The sequence below is a fragment of the Rathayibacter sp. AY1B7 genome (assembly GCF_002932735.1).
GTDB lineage: Bacteria > Actinomycetota > Actinomycetes > Actinomycetales > Microbacteriaceae > Rathayibacter.
Genome location: NZ_PSWK01000005.1, coordinates 31,424 through 46,815 on the forward strand (window position 1 = coordinate 31,424; position 15,392 = coordinate 46,815).

Below are 15,392 nucleotides of genomic sequence, written 5' to 3' on the forward strand. Positions count from 1 at the left end.
GGCGGTGGCGTCGGCGGACGCGGGCGGGAGAGGGGATGCAGGTGGCATGTCGCGCCGACACTAATCGCGCGGCACGAGCCTCGACGGGCTTGGCGCGGAACGTCGATCCGCGTGCGCGCGGCGGCCCCGCGCCTCAGCCACGGGGGTCTGCCAGCAGCTCGTCCGCGCGGCGGGCGATGCCCGGCCAGCCGAAGTCCGCCGCTCGGCGCCGCGACGCCGCAGCGACCTCCGCGCGTCGCCGGGGATCGCGCAGCGAGGCGATGAGGGCGGGGAGCTCCGCGAGGACGGCGTCCGCGACCTCCTCCTCCGTGCCCGGCGGGACGAGGACGGATCCGTCGACCACTCCGTCGGAGGTGCGCAGGATCTCGGGGAGGCCTCCGCGCTCGACCGTCACGACGGGGATCCCCCGCGAGAGCGCCTCCACCACCACCATCCCGAACGGCTCGTCCCAGCGGCAGGGGTAGAGCAGGAGCGCCGAGGAGCCGAACAGCTCCAGCAGGTCCTCGTGCCGGAGGAACGGGAGCCGGCGCACGACGCCGGGCAGGGCGGCGACAGCCTCGTCGAGCGCTCGGACGTACGGGGTGGGCGTCGCGTCGTCCCCGAGGCCCGATGCGCCGGCGATGACCAGCCGCAGATCGGCGCCGTGCTCGGTCCGCATCCGCCTCACGATCTCGACGGCCTCGCGGGCTCCCTTCTCGGCCACCAGCCTCCCGGCGAAGACCGCCTCCGCAGTACCGCCGAGCGGCGCCGGCGGGACCTCGGGCGGAGGGACGACCCCGTTGTACAGGACGGCTGTGGCGATCAGGCCGTACCGGTCGACCGCCCGGGCGCGCAGGAACTCGCTGCAGAAGATCCACTCGTCGACCGCGTCGAGGTAGCGCCGGGCCGCGGCGGGATCGGGCGGCAGGTGATCGAGCAGGTCGTTGTGCAGGTGTGCGACGATCCGCCCCCGGTAGCCCAGGCGGCGCAGGCGCACGGCGTAGCGGGGGCGGTTGTGGATCCAGACCGTCGGGACACGGCGCAGCGACGGAGCGAGCACCAGCAGCCAGAAGCGCCCGCCGAAGGACAGCCGGCGCAGCTCGGCGCCCGGGTCGCTGTCGCGCCGATGCGCCAGGAGGAGTGCCGCGCGCCGCTGAACCGCGTAGATCCGCCGGTACAGACGATGGGGCCTGACGTCCACGCCCGGTGACGCCGACGACCACGGCGCGTGCACGGCGATCCGGAGCGAGGACCGGGACACCGTCTCGCGGACCCAGGTCGCCACGGCTCCCCCGCTGCCGTCGAAGCGCTCCTCGGCGGCCAGCACCACGGCGACCTCGACCGGGGCGGCGGAGCCGAGCCGGAGCCGGGCGGGCAGTCGCGACAGGACGAGCGATCGCGCCTCGGCGATGTCGCGCCCCGGCGCCAGGAGGGCGGTCGCTCCCAGCACAAGGCCCGCGAGCGCCAGCTCCACCGGGAGCAGCCGCAGGGGCGCGCCCTCGGGGAGCAGGCGGAGCAGGAGCAGCACGATCGCCATCGGTGCGGCGAGCAGCGGCCCCGCGGCGCACGCGCGCAGGAACGCGCCGAGGCGCACTCCGAGCACCACCCGCAGCACGGCGCAGGTGACGGCGAAGCCGAGAGCGCTCGAGAGCAGCAGCCCGCCGATCAAGCCGTCGAGTCCGAACAGCACTCCCCCGCCGACGATCATCGGGACCGTGATCGCGGTCTTCACGATGTTCACGACCAGCCCGAACCGCACCCGGTCCATCGCCATCAGGATGAAGCCGACCGGATTGCCGATCGCCCGCACCGCGCCCACCACCGTCAGTGCGCTCGTCATGCCCGCGATCCAGCCCCAGCCGGGTCCGTAGAACAGCCGCACGATCTCCTCGGAGCGCAGCGCCACCAGCATCAGCGGCGGGATGCTCGCCATGCTGAGCACCGCGGTGACGCGGAGGTGGTTCCGCGCGACGCGCTCACGGTCGTGCTGGATCGAGGAGAACACCGGGAACATCACCCGCGTCACGATCGGGTTGACCCTCGCGGGGAGGTTCACGGCGAGGTTGTATCCCAGGGTGTACCCGCCCAGCTGGGCCGGTCCGAGCAGGCGGCCGATCGCGAGCGAGCCGGCGTTCGAGCCCAGGTAGTTGACGATGCCGTCGAGGGTCTGGAAGACGCCGAAGGAGAGGAAGCGGGCGGTCTCGCGGATCCGGAACCGGAACCGCAGCCGGAACCAGCGGCGGGCCTGCACGAGGGCGAGCACGGAGCGCAGAGCCGCGGTCGCGACGAGCCCCCACGCATAGGAGAGCGCCCCCGCGCCCGAGACCGCGAGGCAGACCGTCACGGCGAAGCCGCCGACGAGAGCGATCGTCTCGGACACGGCGACCGCTCGGAACCGGATCCCCTTCTCGAGCACCGCTCTCGGCACCTGCCCGGCTGCGCTGCCCACGAACACGAGCGAGGCAACGCTGAGGACCGGCGCCGCGGCGGCGGACCCGAGCAGGGAGGCGATCGGTGCGGCGCCCAGGAGGACGGCGACGGTGACCAGGAGCCCGACGGAGAGGTTGAGCCAGAAGACCGACGAGAGCTCGAAGCTGGTCGCCCGCCGGCGCTGGATGATCGCCTGGGCGACCCCCATGCCGAGGAAGATGTCGACGAACGCGTTGAGCAGGGCGACGATCGCGATGATCCCCATCTCGGAGGGGTCCAGCAGTCTCGCCAGGAGCGCGAACTGCCCGAGCTGCACGACGAGCGCGACGGCGAACGAGACCGCCGTCCAGGCGGTCGCGTCGACGGTCCTCCGGCGCAGGCTCACCTCTCCCGCCCGGCGGAGGCCGGACGGAGGCCCGGTCGCGGATCGTCGGCGCGGTGCTCGGCGCGGCTCATCCGCGATCTCCGTCCGTCGTCGTCGGCATCGATCGGCCGGCCGCCCAGTCGTAGAGGTCCTCGAGGTCGCGGATCCGCTCGGCGAGGTCGAACGAGGCGAGCACGCGCTCCCGCCCCTCCGCGCCCATCCGCTCCGCGCGGTCCGGGTCCCGGAGCAGGGCGGCGAGCGCCCCGGTCAGGCTGGGCACGTCCCCCTCCGGGACGAGCAGCCCGGTGACGCCGTCCTGGACCGCCTCCGGGACGCCGCCGTGGCGGTACGAGACGACAGGGACGCCTGCGAGCGCGGCCTCGAGGAAGACCATGCCGAAGCCCTCGGAGTCGCCTGTCGCCGCGGTCCGCGACGGTGCGCAGAAGACCGCGGCGCCGGCGAGGATGCGGGCGACCTCGGCGGGGGGCAGGGAGCCGGTGAAGGTCACCTGCAGGCCCAGCCGCGCCGCCTGCTCGACGAGCGCCCCCCGCAGGTGGCCGTCGCCGACGACGGTCAGGGGGACGTCGCGGATCGGTCCGGGGAGGGCGGCGACCGCCTCGAGCAGATCCGGAACGCCCTTCTTGTCGGTGAGGCGTCCGACGAAGACGATTCCCGCGCGCTCCGCAGCCGGTGCGGCCTCGGGGCGGGAGGTCGGGACGCCGATGTAGCCCACTCCGGTGCGCCGCGGGTCCGCGCCCAGGCGCAGGAGCCCGTCGGTGATGAAGCGGGAGACCCCGATCACCGCGTGCGCGGTGCGGAAGACGGCGCGGGCCTCGAGGGCGCGGTGAGCTCGGGCGAGGGGGCGGAGCAGGCGCGGAGCTCCGGTCGCGAGCGGCCAGCTGGTCACGTCGTAGCCGTGCCCCGTCACGACGAGCGGGAGGCGCCTCCTCCGTGCGTACCGCGCGATGAAGACGGCGTCGATGAGGAAGTGCGCGTGGATGAGGGCGGGCCGGTGCTCATCGACGATCGCGTCGAGCCGTCGTGACACTCCGAGCCACCGCAGGAGGAGGGACCGCCGCCCGCGAGGGGTGATCGGATCGTGCAGGACGATGTCCGTGCGGTCGTGGAGGACGCCCGAGCCGGTGCGCTCGAGGCCCACTCCGAGGGCGCGCCAGCGCTCGAGTCCGTGCATCTGATTGCGGACGAACGTCTCGGAGTCCTGCAGCCACGCGCGCTTCCAGACCAGGACCAGCGGCCTCTCGGCGGCGGCGGCGACTCCCGCGTGCTCAGCGGACGGCACGGCGCACCCGGTAGCGGAGGGCCGCGACCACGCTCGGCAGCACCCGCACGGCGTCGCCCAGATAGCGCCGCCAGAGCCTGCCGGGCTCCCGGCTGAGCCGGTGCGCCCACTCGAGGCCGAGGCGCTGCACCACGAGCGGCGCCCGCGGGATCTCGCCGGCGAGGAAGTCCACGGCGGCGCCGACGCCGAGGCACACCGCTCCCGTGCCGCCGACGGCGAGCAGGCGCTCGCGGACCTCCTCCTGCTTCGGGGAGCCGAGGCAGAGCGCGACGATGCGGACGTCGGCCGCGCGCAGGGTCGAGGAGAGGCGGGCGAGGTAGGCGTCGTCCGCGAGCTCGGCCGGCTCCGGCGAGACGACGACCGGCACCTGCAGCCCGGCGAAGCGCTGCTGCAGCTCGGCGGCTGCGCGATCGCCGACTCCGGGGCGTCCGCCGATGAGAGCGATCGGCGCGCCCTCGAGCGCCGCGCGACGGCAGACCTCGGTGAAGAGGTCGATGCCTGTCACGCGGCTCGCCGTGCGGTGACCGTACGAGCGGGCCAGCCAGACCAGAGGCGCCCCGTCGAGCACCACGAGGGACGCCCGGCCGTAGTACCGCCGGAACTCGCCGGAGTGCTTCCAGCGCACGAAGTGGTCGGTGTTCGGCGTGACGACCAGCTCGTCGCGGCCGCTCCGGGACAGCTCGAGCACGGCCTCCGCCGCCTCGTCGAGCGTGGTGATGCTGGCCGGCATCCGCTCGATGCGGCCGGTGATGTAGGAGGTCATGCCGGTGCTCCTCGGGGGTCGGTGCGGGAGGGAGGGAACGGAGCTGGTGTGCGGAAGGGGCCGGTCGCGGCCGCCTGCACGGGGACCGTCACGTCGTCCACCGGGTGCTCCTCCGATCGGAGAGCCGGCGGCGGGTGTCGTGCACGGCGTAGAGGATCCGGCTGAGCGCCGTGAAGGCGGCGGGGACGTGCTTGAGCACCAGCCCCAGGACGAGCAGCCGCGGCGACCGCGCGGAGCGGAGCACGCGGACGTCGCGCAGCGCCTCGGACCCGAGCCGGACGCCGGTCTCGACGAGCGCCGCGTCGGAGTTCTGGCGGATCGGGGTGAGCGCGACGGGGACGGCGTAGAACCAGGTCGTGAACCAGTCCGACAGCGGGCGCGGCACCTCCTCGAACGTTCGGGCGAGCGCCGCGCGCATCTCCTCGGCGCAGACCAGGAGGTTCCGGAGGTCCGGGTCGCGCCGACGGGTGATCGAGGACGCCGTGTAGACGTAGGAGTAGAGGATCTCCGGCACGAAGAGCACCCGTTCCGACGCCTGGACCGCCCGCAGCACGCCGACGAAGTCGGACTGGGAGCTCAAGAGCGGGAAGAGCTCCTCCTGCAGGACGGCGCGGCGGAAGAGCTTGTTCCAGAGGAAGCCGTGCAGGCGCCCGGACGCCATCCGCTCGAGAGCGAGTTCGGACGAGACCAGTTCGCGCCGGTCGAGCCCGTCGATCACGCGTCCGGAGGTCGACTGCCGGGTGCGGTAGAGCGCCCGGCAGACGACGACGTCGGCCGCCGTCCGCTCGGCCTCGGCGGTGAGGGTCCGGAGGATCTCCGTGTCCCATTCGTCGTCGACGTCCACGAACCAGACGAACTCGGAGTCGATGCCGTCGAGGGCGCGGTTCCGGGCGGCAGCGACGCCGCCGTTCTGCTCGAGGAGCAGGACCCGGGCGTCCTCGCGTCCCTCGGCCCACTTCTCGAGCACCTCCGCCGTGCCGTCCGAGGACGCGTCGTCGACGAGGACGACCCGCATCCCCGGTCCGAGAGTGAGTGCGAGCCGCGCGAGGAAGCCGTCGAGCCGGGCGATCGCGTTGTAGCAGGGAGCCACGACGGTCACCGAGTGCACGCCCCCGCTCACCGTCGGCCCCCGAGCTCGCGGTAGGCGGCGACGACGGGTCCGAAGACGGCGTCGGGTGAGGCGGCCTCGTCCACCCACGCCTTCGCGCGGTCGGCCTGCATCAGGAGCCCCTCGGGTCGCTCCAGAGCGGCGGCGAGGAGCTCGGCGATCCGCTCCCCGTCGGCGTCGGCGGGGAGCAGGAGGCCCCGACCGTCGGCGAGCAGCTCGCCCACACCGCCGACGTCGGTCGCCACGACCGGGCGACGGCGGGCCATCGCCTCCAGCATCACGAGCGGAGTCCCCTCCCACCGCGAGGTCGACAGGAGGAGATGCGCCGCGTCCAGCGCTCCGGTCACGTCCGCCGACGGACCGGCGAAGTCGACCACTCCGGCTCCCCGGGCGCGCTCGCGCAGCACCGGCAGCATCGGACCGTCGCCGAGCCAGGTGCCGGTGACGGGCCGGACCCGGGCGAGGGCCTCGACGGCCGCGAGGAAGCGGATCGGGTCCTTCTGCTCCGCGAGCCGCCCGATGCCGAGGACGCGGACGACCGGCACGGCGAGTTCCTGCGCGCTCGCGGGCTCCGCGGTGACGTTCGCCGGGGCGTTGCCGGTGACCACGACGCGATCCTGCGGGCGGCCGTAGTCCTCGACGACCATCCGCCCCACGGAGGCGGAGACGGCGAACACCCGCCGGGAGCGGAAGGAGAGCGCTCGCCTGTCGATCCCGGGCAGCTCGGTGTGCGCGTGCTCGACCACGGGGACACCGAGCGCGGCGCCGACGAGGAGGGCCAGCAGAGCCTCGCGGCGCTGGTGGGCGTGCAGGACGTGCGGGCGGAACCGGCGGACGGCGAGAGCGACGCCGCGGAGATCGGCCGCGAAGCCCTGTCTCGGTCTCGGCACCACGAAGACGGGCGACTCCTGCGCGGCGCGGTCGCTGAGCGGCCCGGGACGCCCCCAGTAGGCGGTCTCGCAGCCGTGCTCGCGGCTCCACGCGCCCAGGGAGAGTGCCACACGCTGCGCTCCGCCGTCCTCGAAGGAGTCGAGGACGTGCAGGATCCGCAGGGATCGGGAACGGGCGGCCCTCATGAGAGCGCCCCGTCGGGAACCGCGCCCGGGAAGCGGACGTCGAGTTCGGCCAGGACGGCGTCGACGTCGCGGCCCATCGTCCCGGGATCGACGTCGTAGTGATCGGCGAGGAGGTCGACGACCTCGTCCCGGGGCCGGCGCTGCCGGATCACGGCCTCGAAGACCGAGGCGGCGCTCAGCGAGAGCACGATCGGGGGCACCGACGGGCGGGACAGGTCGAGCACGTAGACCTGACGGTCCGTGCGCTCGACGGCGAAGCGCTGGGCCGGCGGCGCGCTGCCACCCTGCGCCTCGGCGGAGGCCTCCACCGGATGCACGGCGCTCGCCGCGGGATCGGACGAGGCCGGGAGGTCGCTCACCGGCGCCGTGGTCGCCGCGATCGCATCGAACGAGGACGCCGGGCCCTGCTCCTCGCTGCGGCCGCTCAGCGCCACCCTGGCGAAACCGGTGAGGGCGGAGGGGAGGCCTCGGAGCGCCCGCAGGGTCCGCTCCCCCCGGAGCCGGAGCCGACGTCGGATCGTCGTCGCCTCGGGATGGCTCGCCTCGAGATCCGCGCGGGTGGGGAAGGCGGCTCTCAGCAGCAGGCCTCCCTTCAGGCGCCAGGGAGCGGACGCCACGGCGTGCAGCCAGTTGAAGGTGTGCCGGTCGGAGCTGCGGCGCACGTCCCAGAGAGTCTGGGCGTGCCGGTAGCGCTCCTCAGGCGCGGCGGGGACTCCCCAGGAGGTGAGGAGCTCCGTCATCGGCGTCTGCGCGCCGAGCTCGACGGCCGCGTCGCGGATCGCCTCGCGCTCCTCGCTCGGAAGGCCGGCGCCGTGCGCCTTCAGAACCGCCAGCGCCGTGGTCGCCGAGGCGGAGCGCGCGCTGCGCAGCTGGTGCAGGGCGTGCAGCACGAGGTGGTGCGCGCGCCCGGGGATCCGCAGGGTCTCGTCGCTCAGCGGCAGATCCTCGGCGGCCGCCCAGAGGCGGTCGAAGACGATCCGCTCCTCCTCGAAGGCACCCGGGAAGGAGCGGTGGACGTCGACGTCACACGGCCACGAGGGGTGGACGAGCGTGATCGAGTGGTCGACGAAGAGCGTCCAGCTGAGAGCCTCGGCGCGGCGGCGCCAGCCCATCGAGGCGAGCAGCTTGAGAGCCTCGTCGAAGCGCTCGGGGTCGACCCAGAGGTCGACGTCGGCCGACGTCATCGGCGCGCGGATCCCCTGGCGGTGCAGACCCTCGCCCTTCACCACGAGGCTGCGGACGCCGTGCGTCCGCAGGGTGTACTGCACCAGCACGGCGGCCAGGCGCAGGGCGACGGCGTTCGGCAGCATCGCGTCGGCGGAGGCGCCGACAGCCGGGACCGGTTCAAGGGACACGGACGCGTCCCTCCGCGAGGGCGAGGATCTCCTCGGCCGCGACGGACCACGGGCGCTCCCGCGCGAGCTCGTCGGCCCCCCGGGAGAGAGCCGTCCACTCGCGTCGGAGCCGGTGGAGGGCGTCCTCGTACTCCTCGCGCGTCGCGTCGTCGGAGAGGACCACGCCCGCCCCCGCCGCGCAGAGATCGGCCAGGACGCTCGACTCGATCGCGAGGACCGGCAGCCCGCTCGCCAGCGCGTCGAGTCCGGCGGCCGCGCCGGTCGTCGACGGCGTCAGATGGGCGTACGCGTGGGAGTGGCGGAGCACCTCGACGACGCCGTCGCGGTCCTGCTCGCCGACGGAGCGCAGCCCCGATGCGAGGTCGTCGGCGATCCCGCCGCCGTCGTCGATCACGGTGACGTACTCGGTGCCGTCCAGCCGGGCGAGGAGATCGAGCCGCTCGGTGCCCCGGTCGAGACCGGAGGCTCCCACGGCGGCGAAGCGGAGGGGCCCGTCGGGGGCGGACGGCGTCGGGAACGACGCGTCCGGCAGGCCCAGAGGCACGACCGTTCCCGCGAGGGCTGACGCGAGCCGCTCCGTCGGGGTGACGACGACAGCACCGCGGCGCTCCTCCTCGAACCGGAGGCGCGGGAGTGCCGGGAGGTCGTCGGCCAGGAGGACGGTCATCGGAGCGAGCCCGGCGAGCTCCACGGCCGTCCCCGGGAGAGCCACCACGAGGTCGGGCCGGCCCGGAGCGAGCAGTCGGCGGGCCCGGCGCGTGACGACGGCGAGCCCGACGGACCCGGCGCCCCTCCGGCCGGCGGGCTCGAGGAAGCGGGCGAGCACGCTGGTGCGGAGCTCCGCCCCGCTGAACCCCTCCGGGTCACCGGTCACCACGACCACGCGGTGTCCCTGGCGGCGCCAGGCGCGCTCGAGCGGAGCCGCGTGCCAGGCATCGAGGGCGACGATCCCGATGGTCAGCACGGGCGGACTCCCCCCGTCAGGGGGAATCGGCGGCAGGGACCGGGAGACGTAAGGAGCGCGGAGTCCCGCTGGTCGATGACCTCGTGCACAGGGCGGTACCTCTCTCCGTCGCGGCAGGCGGAGCCGCGGACGTCGGAGAAGTTATCCCCGTGCCCGGCGGCCTCCGAGTGGGAGGCGCGATACGGACGCGGAGGCGGCGTGCGCGCCGCTCACGGAGTCGGATCGCGTCGGCAGCGGTCGCTCGACCGTCAGTCCCCGCCACGGGTTCCGCGCCCGCTGCACCGGCATGCGGAGGCACCGAGGCGCCGCCGATAGAGTCGGCTCCGTGACCCTCTCCCCGCAGATCTTCACGCTCCCCTCGGCGGTGCAGCGGACCCCCGCCGCCGCTCCTCACCCGGGGCTGCTCCGATGAGGGGCATCGTCCTCGCGGGTGGTTCGGGGTCGCGGTTGTGGCCGATCACCAAGGGCATCTCGAAGCAGCTGATGCCGATCTACGACAAGCCGATGATCTACTACCCGTTGTCGACGCTGATGATGGCCGGGATCGACGAGGTCCTCGTGATCACGACCCCCGAGTACAACGACCAGTTCCGCGCCCTGCTGGGCGACGGGTCGAGCCTGGGCATGCGGATCGAGTACGCCGTGCAGCCCTCCCCCGACGGGCTCGCGCAGGCGTTCCTGATCGGCGAGGAGTTCATCGGCGACGAGTCGGTCGCCCTGGTCCTGGGCGACAACATCTTCCACGGCACCGCCCTGGGCACCGCCCTCGCGGCGAACACCACGATCGAGGGCGCCGTCATCTTCGCCTACCAGGTCGCCGACCCGCGCGCCTACGGGGTCGTCGAGTTCGACGAGCACTTCCGAGCCGTCTCCATCGAGGAGAAGCCCGAGCAGCCGCGCAGCAACTACGCCGTGCCCGGCCTCTACTTCTACGACAACGACGTCGTGGCGATCGCGAAGACGATCACGCCCTCGGCCCGCGGCGAGCTCGAGATCTCGACGATCAACGAGCGCTACCTCGAGGCGGGGCGGCTGAACGTCCAGGTGCTCGACCGGGGAACGGCCTGGCTCGACACCGGGACCTTCGATTCCATGATCGAGGCGACGGAGTTCGTGCGCGTGATCGAGCAGAGGCAGGGGTTCAAGATCGGCTGCATCGAGGAGATCGCCTGGCGCAACTCCTGGATCGACGACGCCCGCCTCGCCGAGCTCGCCGCACCGCTGGTCAAGAGCGGATACGGCGCCTACCTCCACCGCCTGCTCAGCCTCGAAGGCGTGAACGCGGGCCGCTGAGCCCGGCCTCCCCCGACCTTCCCGACCTCCAGGAGAACCCGTGCGGATCCTCGTCACCGGCGGTGCCGGCTTCATCGGCAGCAACTTCGTCCACCTGACCCTGCGCGAGCGTCCCGACGCGCGGATCACCGTGCTCGACAAGCTCACCTACGCGGGCAGCCGCGACTCCCTCGCCCCCGTCGCCGACCGAGTGCGGCTGGTCGAGGGCGACGTCGCCGACGCCGAGCTGGTGGACCGGCTGGTCGCCGACGCGGATCTGGTGGTCCATTTCGCCGCGGAGTCGCACAACGACAACTCCCTGCACGACCCGACGCCCTTCCTCGCGACGAACGTCATCGGCACCTTCGCGCTCCTGCAGGCGGTGCGCGCGCACGACGTGCGGTACCACCACATCTCGACGGACGAGGTGTACGGCGACCTCGAGCTCGAGGACCCCGCGCGCTTCACCGAGCACACCCCGTACAACCCCTCCAGCCCCTACTCCTCGACCAAGGCCGCCAGCGACCTCCTCGTGCGCGCCTGGGTGCGCTCCTTCGGCGTGCGCGCCACGATCTCCAACTGCTCCAACAACTACGGCCCCTACCAGCACGTCGAGAAGTTCATCCCCCGCCAGATCACCAACGCCATCGACGGCATCCGCCCCAAGCTCTACGGCACCGGCGCCAACGTCCGAGACTGGATCCACGTCGACGACCACAACACCGGCGTCTGGGCCATCATCGACCGCGGCGAGATCGGCGAGACCTACCTCATCGGCGCCGACGGCGAGAAGAGCAACCTCGACGTCGTCACCCGCATCCTCACCGCCTTCGGACAACCCGAGGACGCCTTCGACCACGTCACCGACCGCGCCGGACACGACCTCCGCTACGCCATCGACTCCACCCGCCTGCGCACCGAACTCGACTGGCGCCCCCGCTACACCGACTTCGACGCCGGACTCGCCGCCACCATCGACTGGTACCGCGCCAACGAGGACTGGTGGCGCCCCGCGAAGGCCGCCACCGAGGAGAAGTACTCCGCTCAGGCCTGAGGCGGCCCGCCGGCGGGGATCAGTGCGGACCGACTCCGGTCGACACCCGGCCGGAGGGCCGCGGAGAGTCGCACGGGCCGGGCGTCCGCTTCGCGCGGGACCGGCCGGACAGGACGATGCGGAGCAGCTGCAGCGGCTCGAGGAGGTAGCGGGCCGCGAGCCGGCGCGGGTCGCGCGCCAGGCGGAACAGCCACTCCACGCCCAGGGCGCCCATCCACCGCGGGGCGAGCCCCTGCGTGCCGGCGATGTAGTCGAGGCAGCCCCCCCACGTTCGCGAACGCCGCCCGCGGGGCGAGGTCCCGGTTCTCCAGGATCCAGCGCTCCTGGCGGGGCATGCCCATCCCGACCAGGACGAGATCGGCACGGGCGAGCGACTCGGCGAGCGGCCGCTCCTCGCCGATGCCGTGCCACTGCTGGTCGAATCCGTCGTACGCGAGCCAGGTCATCCGGGACGTGCGGGCGGCGACCGCCTCCGCCGCTTTGGCCGAGGACTCCGGCGTGCCGCCCACGGCGACCACCACCAGAGGCTCGTCGTTCTCGATCAGCGGGAACAGCCAGTCGGTGCTGTGTAGAAGGCTTCGCCGACGTCCGTCCAGGAGCCCGCGCCGCCCGCGGTGAGAGAGAGGCTCTGATCGCTGGGCCAGCCGACCTCCCCGACCGAGCAGTGCACCCCGTACCGCCGGCACCACTGCCCGAAGGTCGTCACCGCCGCCACGAAGACATGCTCGTCGGTGCCGCCCTGCTTGTCCGAGCGCAGGGTCGTGCCCGTGCCGCCGGGGTAGAAGTGCTGCGAGTACACGGTCCGGTCCAGCGGGTCCTGGATCCACGGCCCGTCGGGTGCGATCGCGGCGACCGTGCCCGTCGTCGCCTCCCGCATCCCCTCGACCCAGATCGTGTGCCGATCGCCGGTTCCCCGGACGGCCGACACCACGGCCTGCGTGTAGGCCTTGTAGGTCTCGACGGGGACCAGCGACCGCTTCACCTCGTTGAAGAGGTCGTAGGCGGCGATGCGTCCGTCGTTCTGGAACTCCGCCGCGAGCAGGGTCCAGACCCTCTGCGCCTGGGATACCGAGAGCCCGGATCCGAACCAGACGGTCCCCTCGGGCAGATCGCCCTGGCTCGCCGGATAAGTGCCGTTGTTGTGCAGGTCGAGCACGACCCGCATGCCGGCGGCGCCGATGGCGGCGATCTCGGTCCGGAGCAGCGCGACCGCCGCCGGATCGAGCCCCTTCGCCAGAGCGTCGTCGGTGCTCTCCCCGTCGGCCTGCGGTTGCAGGAGCGACCAGGGCACCGCGAGCCGGACCAGGGTGAGCCCGCGGTCCGCCAGGAACTCGTAGCTCTCGGCCGGATTCCCGGCGGTGCAGTCGACTCCGACGTCGACGCGCGACTGCAGATCGAACACGTTGACGCCGCGGAAGTAGGACCGGCCGCCCAGGTAGTCGTCGACCGAGCCGATGGCAGGCGCGGGCGACGCGGAAACGGACGACGGCGCGCAGGCCACGGGAGCAGTTCCGTCGCTCCGCTCGAGGAGCCGCACGGCGACTACGACGAGGGCCGCGACCACCACGACGGCCAGGAAGATCAGCAGCGGGCGGCGGAGCCCATGGCGCGGCCGATCGCGTGCGGCGGCGATGCGAGCCTCCCGAGCCTGCCTGCCCGGTGCGGCCACCGGATCGCCGCTGAGGCTAGCAGAGCTCCGCGACGCCTCAGCGCACCGCCACCGTCGCGCGGTCGCGGCCGGTGAGGTCGCGCTGCGTGGTCGCTCCGCGCCAGCCGTCGGCAGTGAGCAGGGCGCGGATATCGGCGCCCTGCAGCTCGCCGTGCTCCATCACCAGCACTCCCCCGGAGCGGAGCAGGCGGAGGGCGGTCGCCGAGAGCGAGCGGACGACGTCCAGGCCGTCCTCGCCGCCGTAGAGCGCCGAGGGCGGGTCGAACAGGCGCACCTCCGGGTCGCGCGGGACGGCGGCGGCCGGGATGTAGGGCGGGTTGGAGACGACGACGGAGACGGTGCCGTCCAGCTCGGGAAGTGCCCGGGCGAGGTCGTCGAAGACGATGCGGGCGTTCTCGAGCCCGAGCCGCTCGCGGTTGCCGCGGGCCCAGATGAACGCCTCGGGAGCGTTCTCCACGCCGATCACGCGCGCGTGCGGCACCTCGTGCGCAAGCGCGAGCGCCAGGGCTCCGCTGCCCGTGCCGAGGTCGACGGCGATCGGCTCCGGATCGACGACCGCGCGGAGCGCGTCGATCGCGATCTGCGCGACGCCCTCGGTCTCGGGTCGCGGGACGAACACGCCGGGTCCGACCGCGAGCTCGAGCGAGCGGAACGGCGCGATCCCGGTGATGTGCTGCAGCGGCTCGCGAGCCGACCGGCGCTCGATCACGCTCGCGAACGCCGCGGCGTGCTCGTCGTCGACGGTCAGCCCCGTGATGAGGCGCGCCTGCAGCCGGCCGCGGCCGAGCCCGAGCAGGTGCCCGAGAAGCAGCTCCGCGTCGACGTCCGGTGTGGGGACGCGGGCGGCGGCGAGGCGGGCGACCGCGTCCGCGAGGAGGGTGCGCGCGTCGACGCCGGTGGTCACGAGGGTCACGCCTCCTCGGAGCCGATGTCGGCCAGGCGGGCCTCCTCGTCGGCCTGGATGGCGCTCTCCACCACCGGGTCGAGCGCGCCGTTCATCACTCCGTCGAGGTTGTACGCCTTGTAGCCGGTGCGGTGGTCGGCGATGCGGTTCTCGGGGAAGTTGTAGGTCCGGATGCGCTCGGAGCGGTCCATCGTGCGGATCTGCGTCTTGCGCGCGTCCGAGGCCGCCGCGGCGATCTCCTCCTGCTGGCGGGCCAGGATGCGGGCGCGCAGCACGCGCATGCCCGCTTCACGGTTCTGCAGCTGGCTCTTCTCGTTCTGCATCGACACGACGATGCCGGTCGGGAGGTGGGTGATCCGCACGGCGGAGTCGGTCGTGTTGACGGACTGCCCGCCGGGACCGGAGGAGCGGTAGACGTCGATCTTCAGGTCGTTCTGGTTGATCGCGACCTCCTCGGGCGCGTCCACCTCGGGGAACACGAGCACGCCCGTGGTCGAGGTGTGGATCCGCCCCTGCGACTCGGTCACGGGGACGCGCTGCACCCGGTGCACGCCGCCCTCGTACTTGAGGTGCGCCCACACGCCCTGCGAGGGATCGGTGGCGTTGCTCTTGATCGCGACCTGCACGTTCTTGTAGCCGCCGAGGTCGGACTCGTCGCGGTCGAGGATCTCCGTCTTCCAGCCCTTCGCCTCGGCGTAGTGGAGATACATCCGGAGGAGGTCGGCCGCGAACAGCGCGCTCTCGGCTCCGCCCTCGCCGCCCTTGATCTCCATGATGACGTCCCGGCCGTCGTCGGGGTCGCGCGGGATGAGCAGGCGCCGCAGCTTCTCCTGCGCCACCCGCAGCGACTCCTCCAGCTCGGGGACCTCCTCCGCGAAGGCCTCGTCCTCGCGGGCGAGCTCGCGCGCGGCCTCGAGGTCCTCGCCGGCCTCGATCCAGGCGGAGTGGGCCGCCTTGATCTGGCTCAGCTCCGCGTAGCGCCGGTTGACCTTCTTGGCGCGGGCGGCATCGGCGTGGAGGGCCGGGTCGGAGAGCTGCGTCTGCAGGTCCTCGTGCTCGGCGAGGAGGACGCTGACGGATTCGAACATGGGGTCCTGGCTTCCGGAGGTGGTCGGGGTCGGGCTCATCGCCCGGGGACGCGAAAACGTCCGCGG

At 73.2% G+C, this 15,392-nt stretch carries 13 protein-coding genes and 1 pseudogene; 2 read left to right on the forward strand and 12 right to left on the reverse strand.

Translation table 11 applies throughout. The annotated features are described in order from the left end of the window. Positions 1-133: 133 nt before the first annotated feature. The 7 genes from C5C95_RS04325 to C5C95_RS04355 all read right to left on the reverse strand — a co-directional run bounded on the left by C5C95_RS04325 (position 134) and on the right by C5C95_RS04355 (position 9,339). The gene (locus C5C95_RS04325; protein ID WP_104323884.1) at positions 134-2,794 is read right to left on the reverse strand and encodes an MOP flippase family protein; all 2,661 of its coding nucleotides are present in this window, start codon (positions 2,792-2,794) and stop codon (positions 134-136) included. A gap of 67 nt (positions 2,795-2,861) precedes the next feature. Then, positions 2,862-4,073, reverse strand: coding sequence for a glycosyltransferase (locus tag C5C95_RS04330; RefSeq protein ID WP_104323885.1), 1,212 nt, complete (start codon positions 4,071-4,073; stop codon positions 2,862-2,864). Beyond that, a complete protein-coding gene (locus C5C95_RS04335) occupies positions 4,060-4,836 on the reverse strand; it encodes a WecB/TagA/CpsF family glycosyltransferase (protein ID WP_104272658.1) in 777 nt (258 codons plus the stop codon). Before C5C95_RS04335 ends, C5C95_RS04330 begins: the two co-directional genes overlap by 14 nt. An 88-nt stretch (positions 4,837-4,924) precedes the next feature. Beyond that, positions 4,925-5,956, reverse strand: a complete 1,032-nt coding sequence (locus C5C95_RS04340; RefSeq protein WP_181125553.1) for a glycosyltransferase family 2 protein — start codon at positions 5,954-5,956, stop codon at positions 4,925-4,927. Further along, positions 5,953-7,020 (reverse strand): glycosyltransferase family 4 protein, encoded by a 1,068-nt coding sequence (locus tag C5C95_RS04345; RefSeq protein WP_104323887.1) that lies wholly within the window; start codon positions 7,018-7,020, stop codon positions 5,953-5,955. The genes C5C95_RS04340 and C5C95_RS04345 overlap by 4 nt, the downstream gene beginning before the upstream one ends. Then, positions 7,017-8,375, reverse strand: a complete 1,359-nt coding sequence (locus C5C95_RS04350) for a PqqD family peptide modification chaperone (protein WP_104323888.1) — start codon at positions 8,373-8,375, stop codon at positions 7,017-7,019. Before C5C95_RS04350 ends, C5C95_RS04345 begins: the two co-directional genes overlap by 4 nt. After that, the gene (locus C5C95_RS04355; RefSeq protein WP_146087046.1) at positions 8,365-9,339 is read right to left on the reverse strand and encodes a glycosyltransferase family 4 protein; all 975 of its coding nucleotides are present in this window, start codon (positions 9,337-9,339) and stop codon (positions 8,365-8,367) included. Before C5C95_RS04355 ends, C5C95_RS04350 begins: the two co-directional genes overlap by 11 nt. A gap of 408 nt (positions 9,340-9,747) precedes the next feature. On the opposite strand from C5C95_RS04355, the gene rfbA reads away from it, so the two are divergent. After that, on the forward strand, positions 9,748-10,632 hold the full coding sequence (gene rfbA / locus C5C95_RS04360) for a glucose-1-phosphate thymidylyltransferase RfbA (protein WP_104223010.1): 885 nt from the start codon (positions 9,748-9,750) through the stop codon (positions 10,630-10,632). A 40-nt stretch (positions 10,633-10,672) separates the two neighbouring features. After that, positions 10,673-11,665, forward strand: coding sequence for a dTDP-glucose 4,6-dehydratase (rfbB, locus tag C5C95_RS04365; protein ID WP_104223009.1), 993 nt, complete (start codon positions 10,673-10,675; stop codon positions 11,663-11,665). Between the two features lie 19 nt (positions 11,666-11,684). On the opposite strand, the gene C5C95_RS04370 is transcribed toward rfbB, so the two are convergent. From C5C95_RS04370 to prfA, 5 genes and pseudogenes are all read right to left on the reverse strand, one after another. Then, a complete protein-coding gene (locus tag C5C95_RS04370) occupies positions 11,685-12,029 on the reverse strand; it encodes a WecB/TagA/CpsF family glycosyltransferase (RefSeq protein WP_219814741.1) in 345 nt (114 codons plus the stop codon). Next, positions 11,983-12,186, reverse strand: a pseudogene (locus C5C95_RS17995) (WecB/TagA/CpsF family glycosyltransferase); the annotation flags it as partial. The pseudogene C5C95_RS17995 and the gene C5C95_RS04370, both read right to left, overlap by 47 nt. Before the next feature lie 20 nt (positions 12,187-12,206). Next, complete coding sequence (locus C5C95_RS04375; RefSeq protein WP_104323890.1) at positions 12,207-13,334, reverse strand: glycoside hydrolase family 5 protein; 1,128 nt, start codon at positions 13,332-13,334, stop codon at positions 12,207-12,209. Positions 13,335-13,371: 37 nt separating this feature from the next. Then, positions 13,372-14,247 carry a peptide chain release factor N(5)-glutamine methyltransferase gene (gene prmC, locus C5C95_RS04380; RefSeq protein WP_104223007.1) on the reverse strand — a complete coding sequence of 292 codons (876 nt, stop codon included), beginning with the start codon at positions 14,245-14,247 and terminating at the stop codon, positions 13,372-13,374. Next, entirely contained in the window at positions 14,244-15,326 is a 1,083-nt protein-coding gene (gene prfA / locus C5C95_RS04385; RefSeq protein WP_104257071.1) for a peptide chain release factor 1, read from the reverse strand. The genes prmC and prfA overlap by 4 nt, the downstream gene beginning before the upstream one ends. Positions 15,327-15,392 lie beyond the last annotated feature (66 nt).

Coding starts and splice junctions, on each gene's coding strand:
- C5C95_RS04335 (WP_104272658.1), bottom strand. CDS start 4,836: ATGACCTCCTACATCACCGGCCGCATCGAGCGGATGCCGGCCAGCATC.
- C5C95_RS04345 (WP_104323887.1), bottom strand. CDS start 7,020: ATGAGGGCCGCCCGTTCCCGATCCCTGCGGATCCTGCACGTCCTCGAC.
- rfbA (WP_104223010.1), top strand. CDS start 9,748: ATGAGGGGCATCGTCCTCGCGGGTGGTTCGGGGTCGCGGTTGTGGCCG.
- prfA (WP_104257071.1), bottom strand. CDS start 15,326: ATGTTCGAATCCGTCAGCGTCCTCCTCGCCGAGCACGAGGACCTGCAG.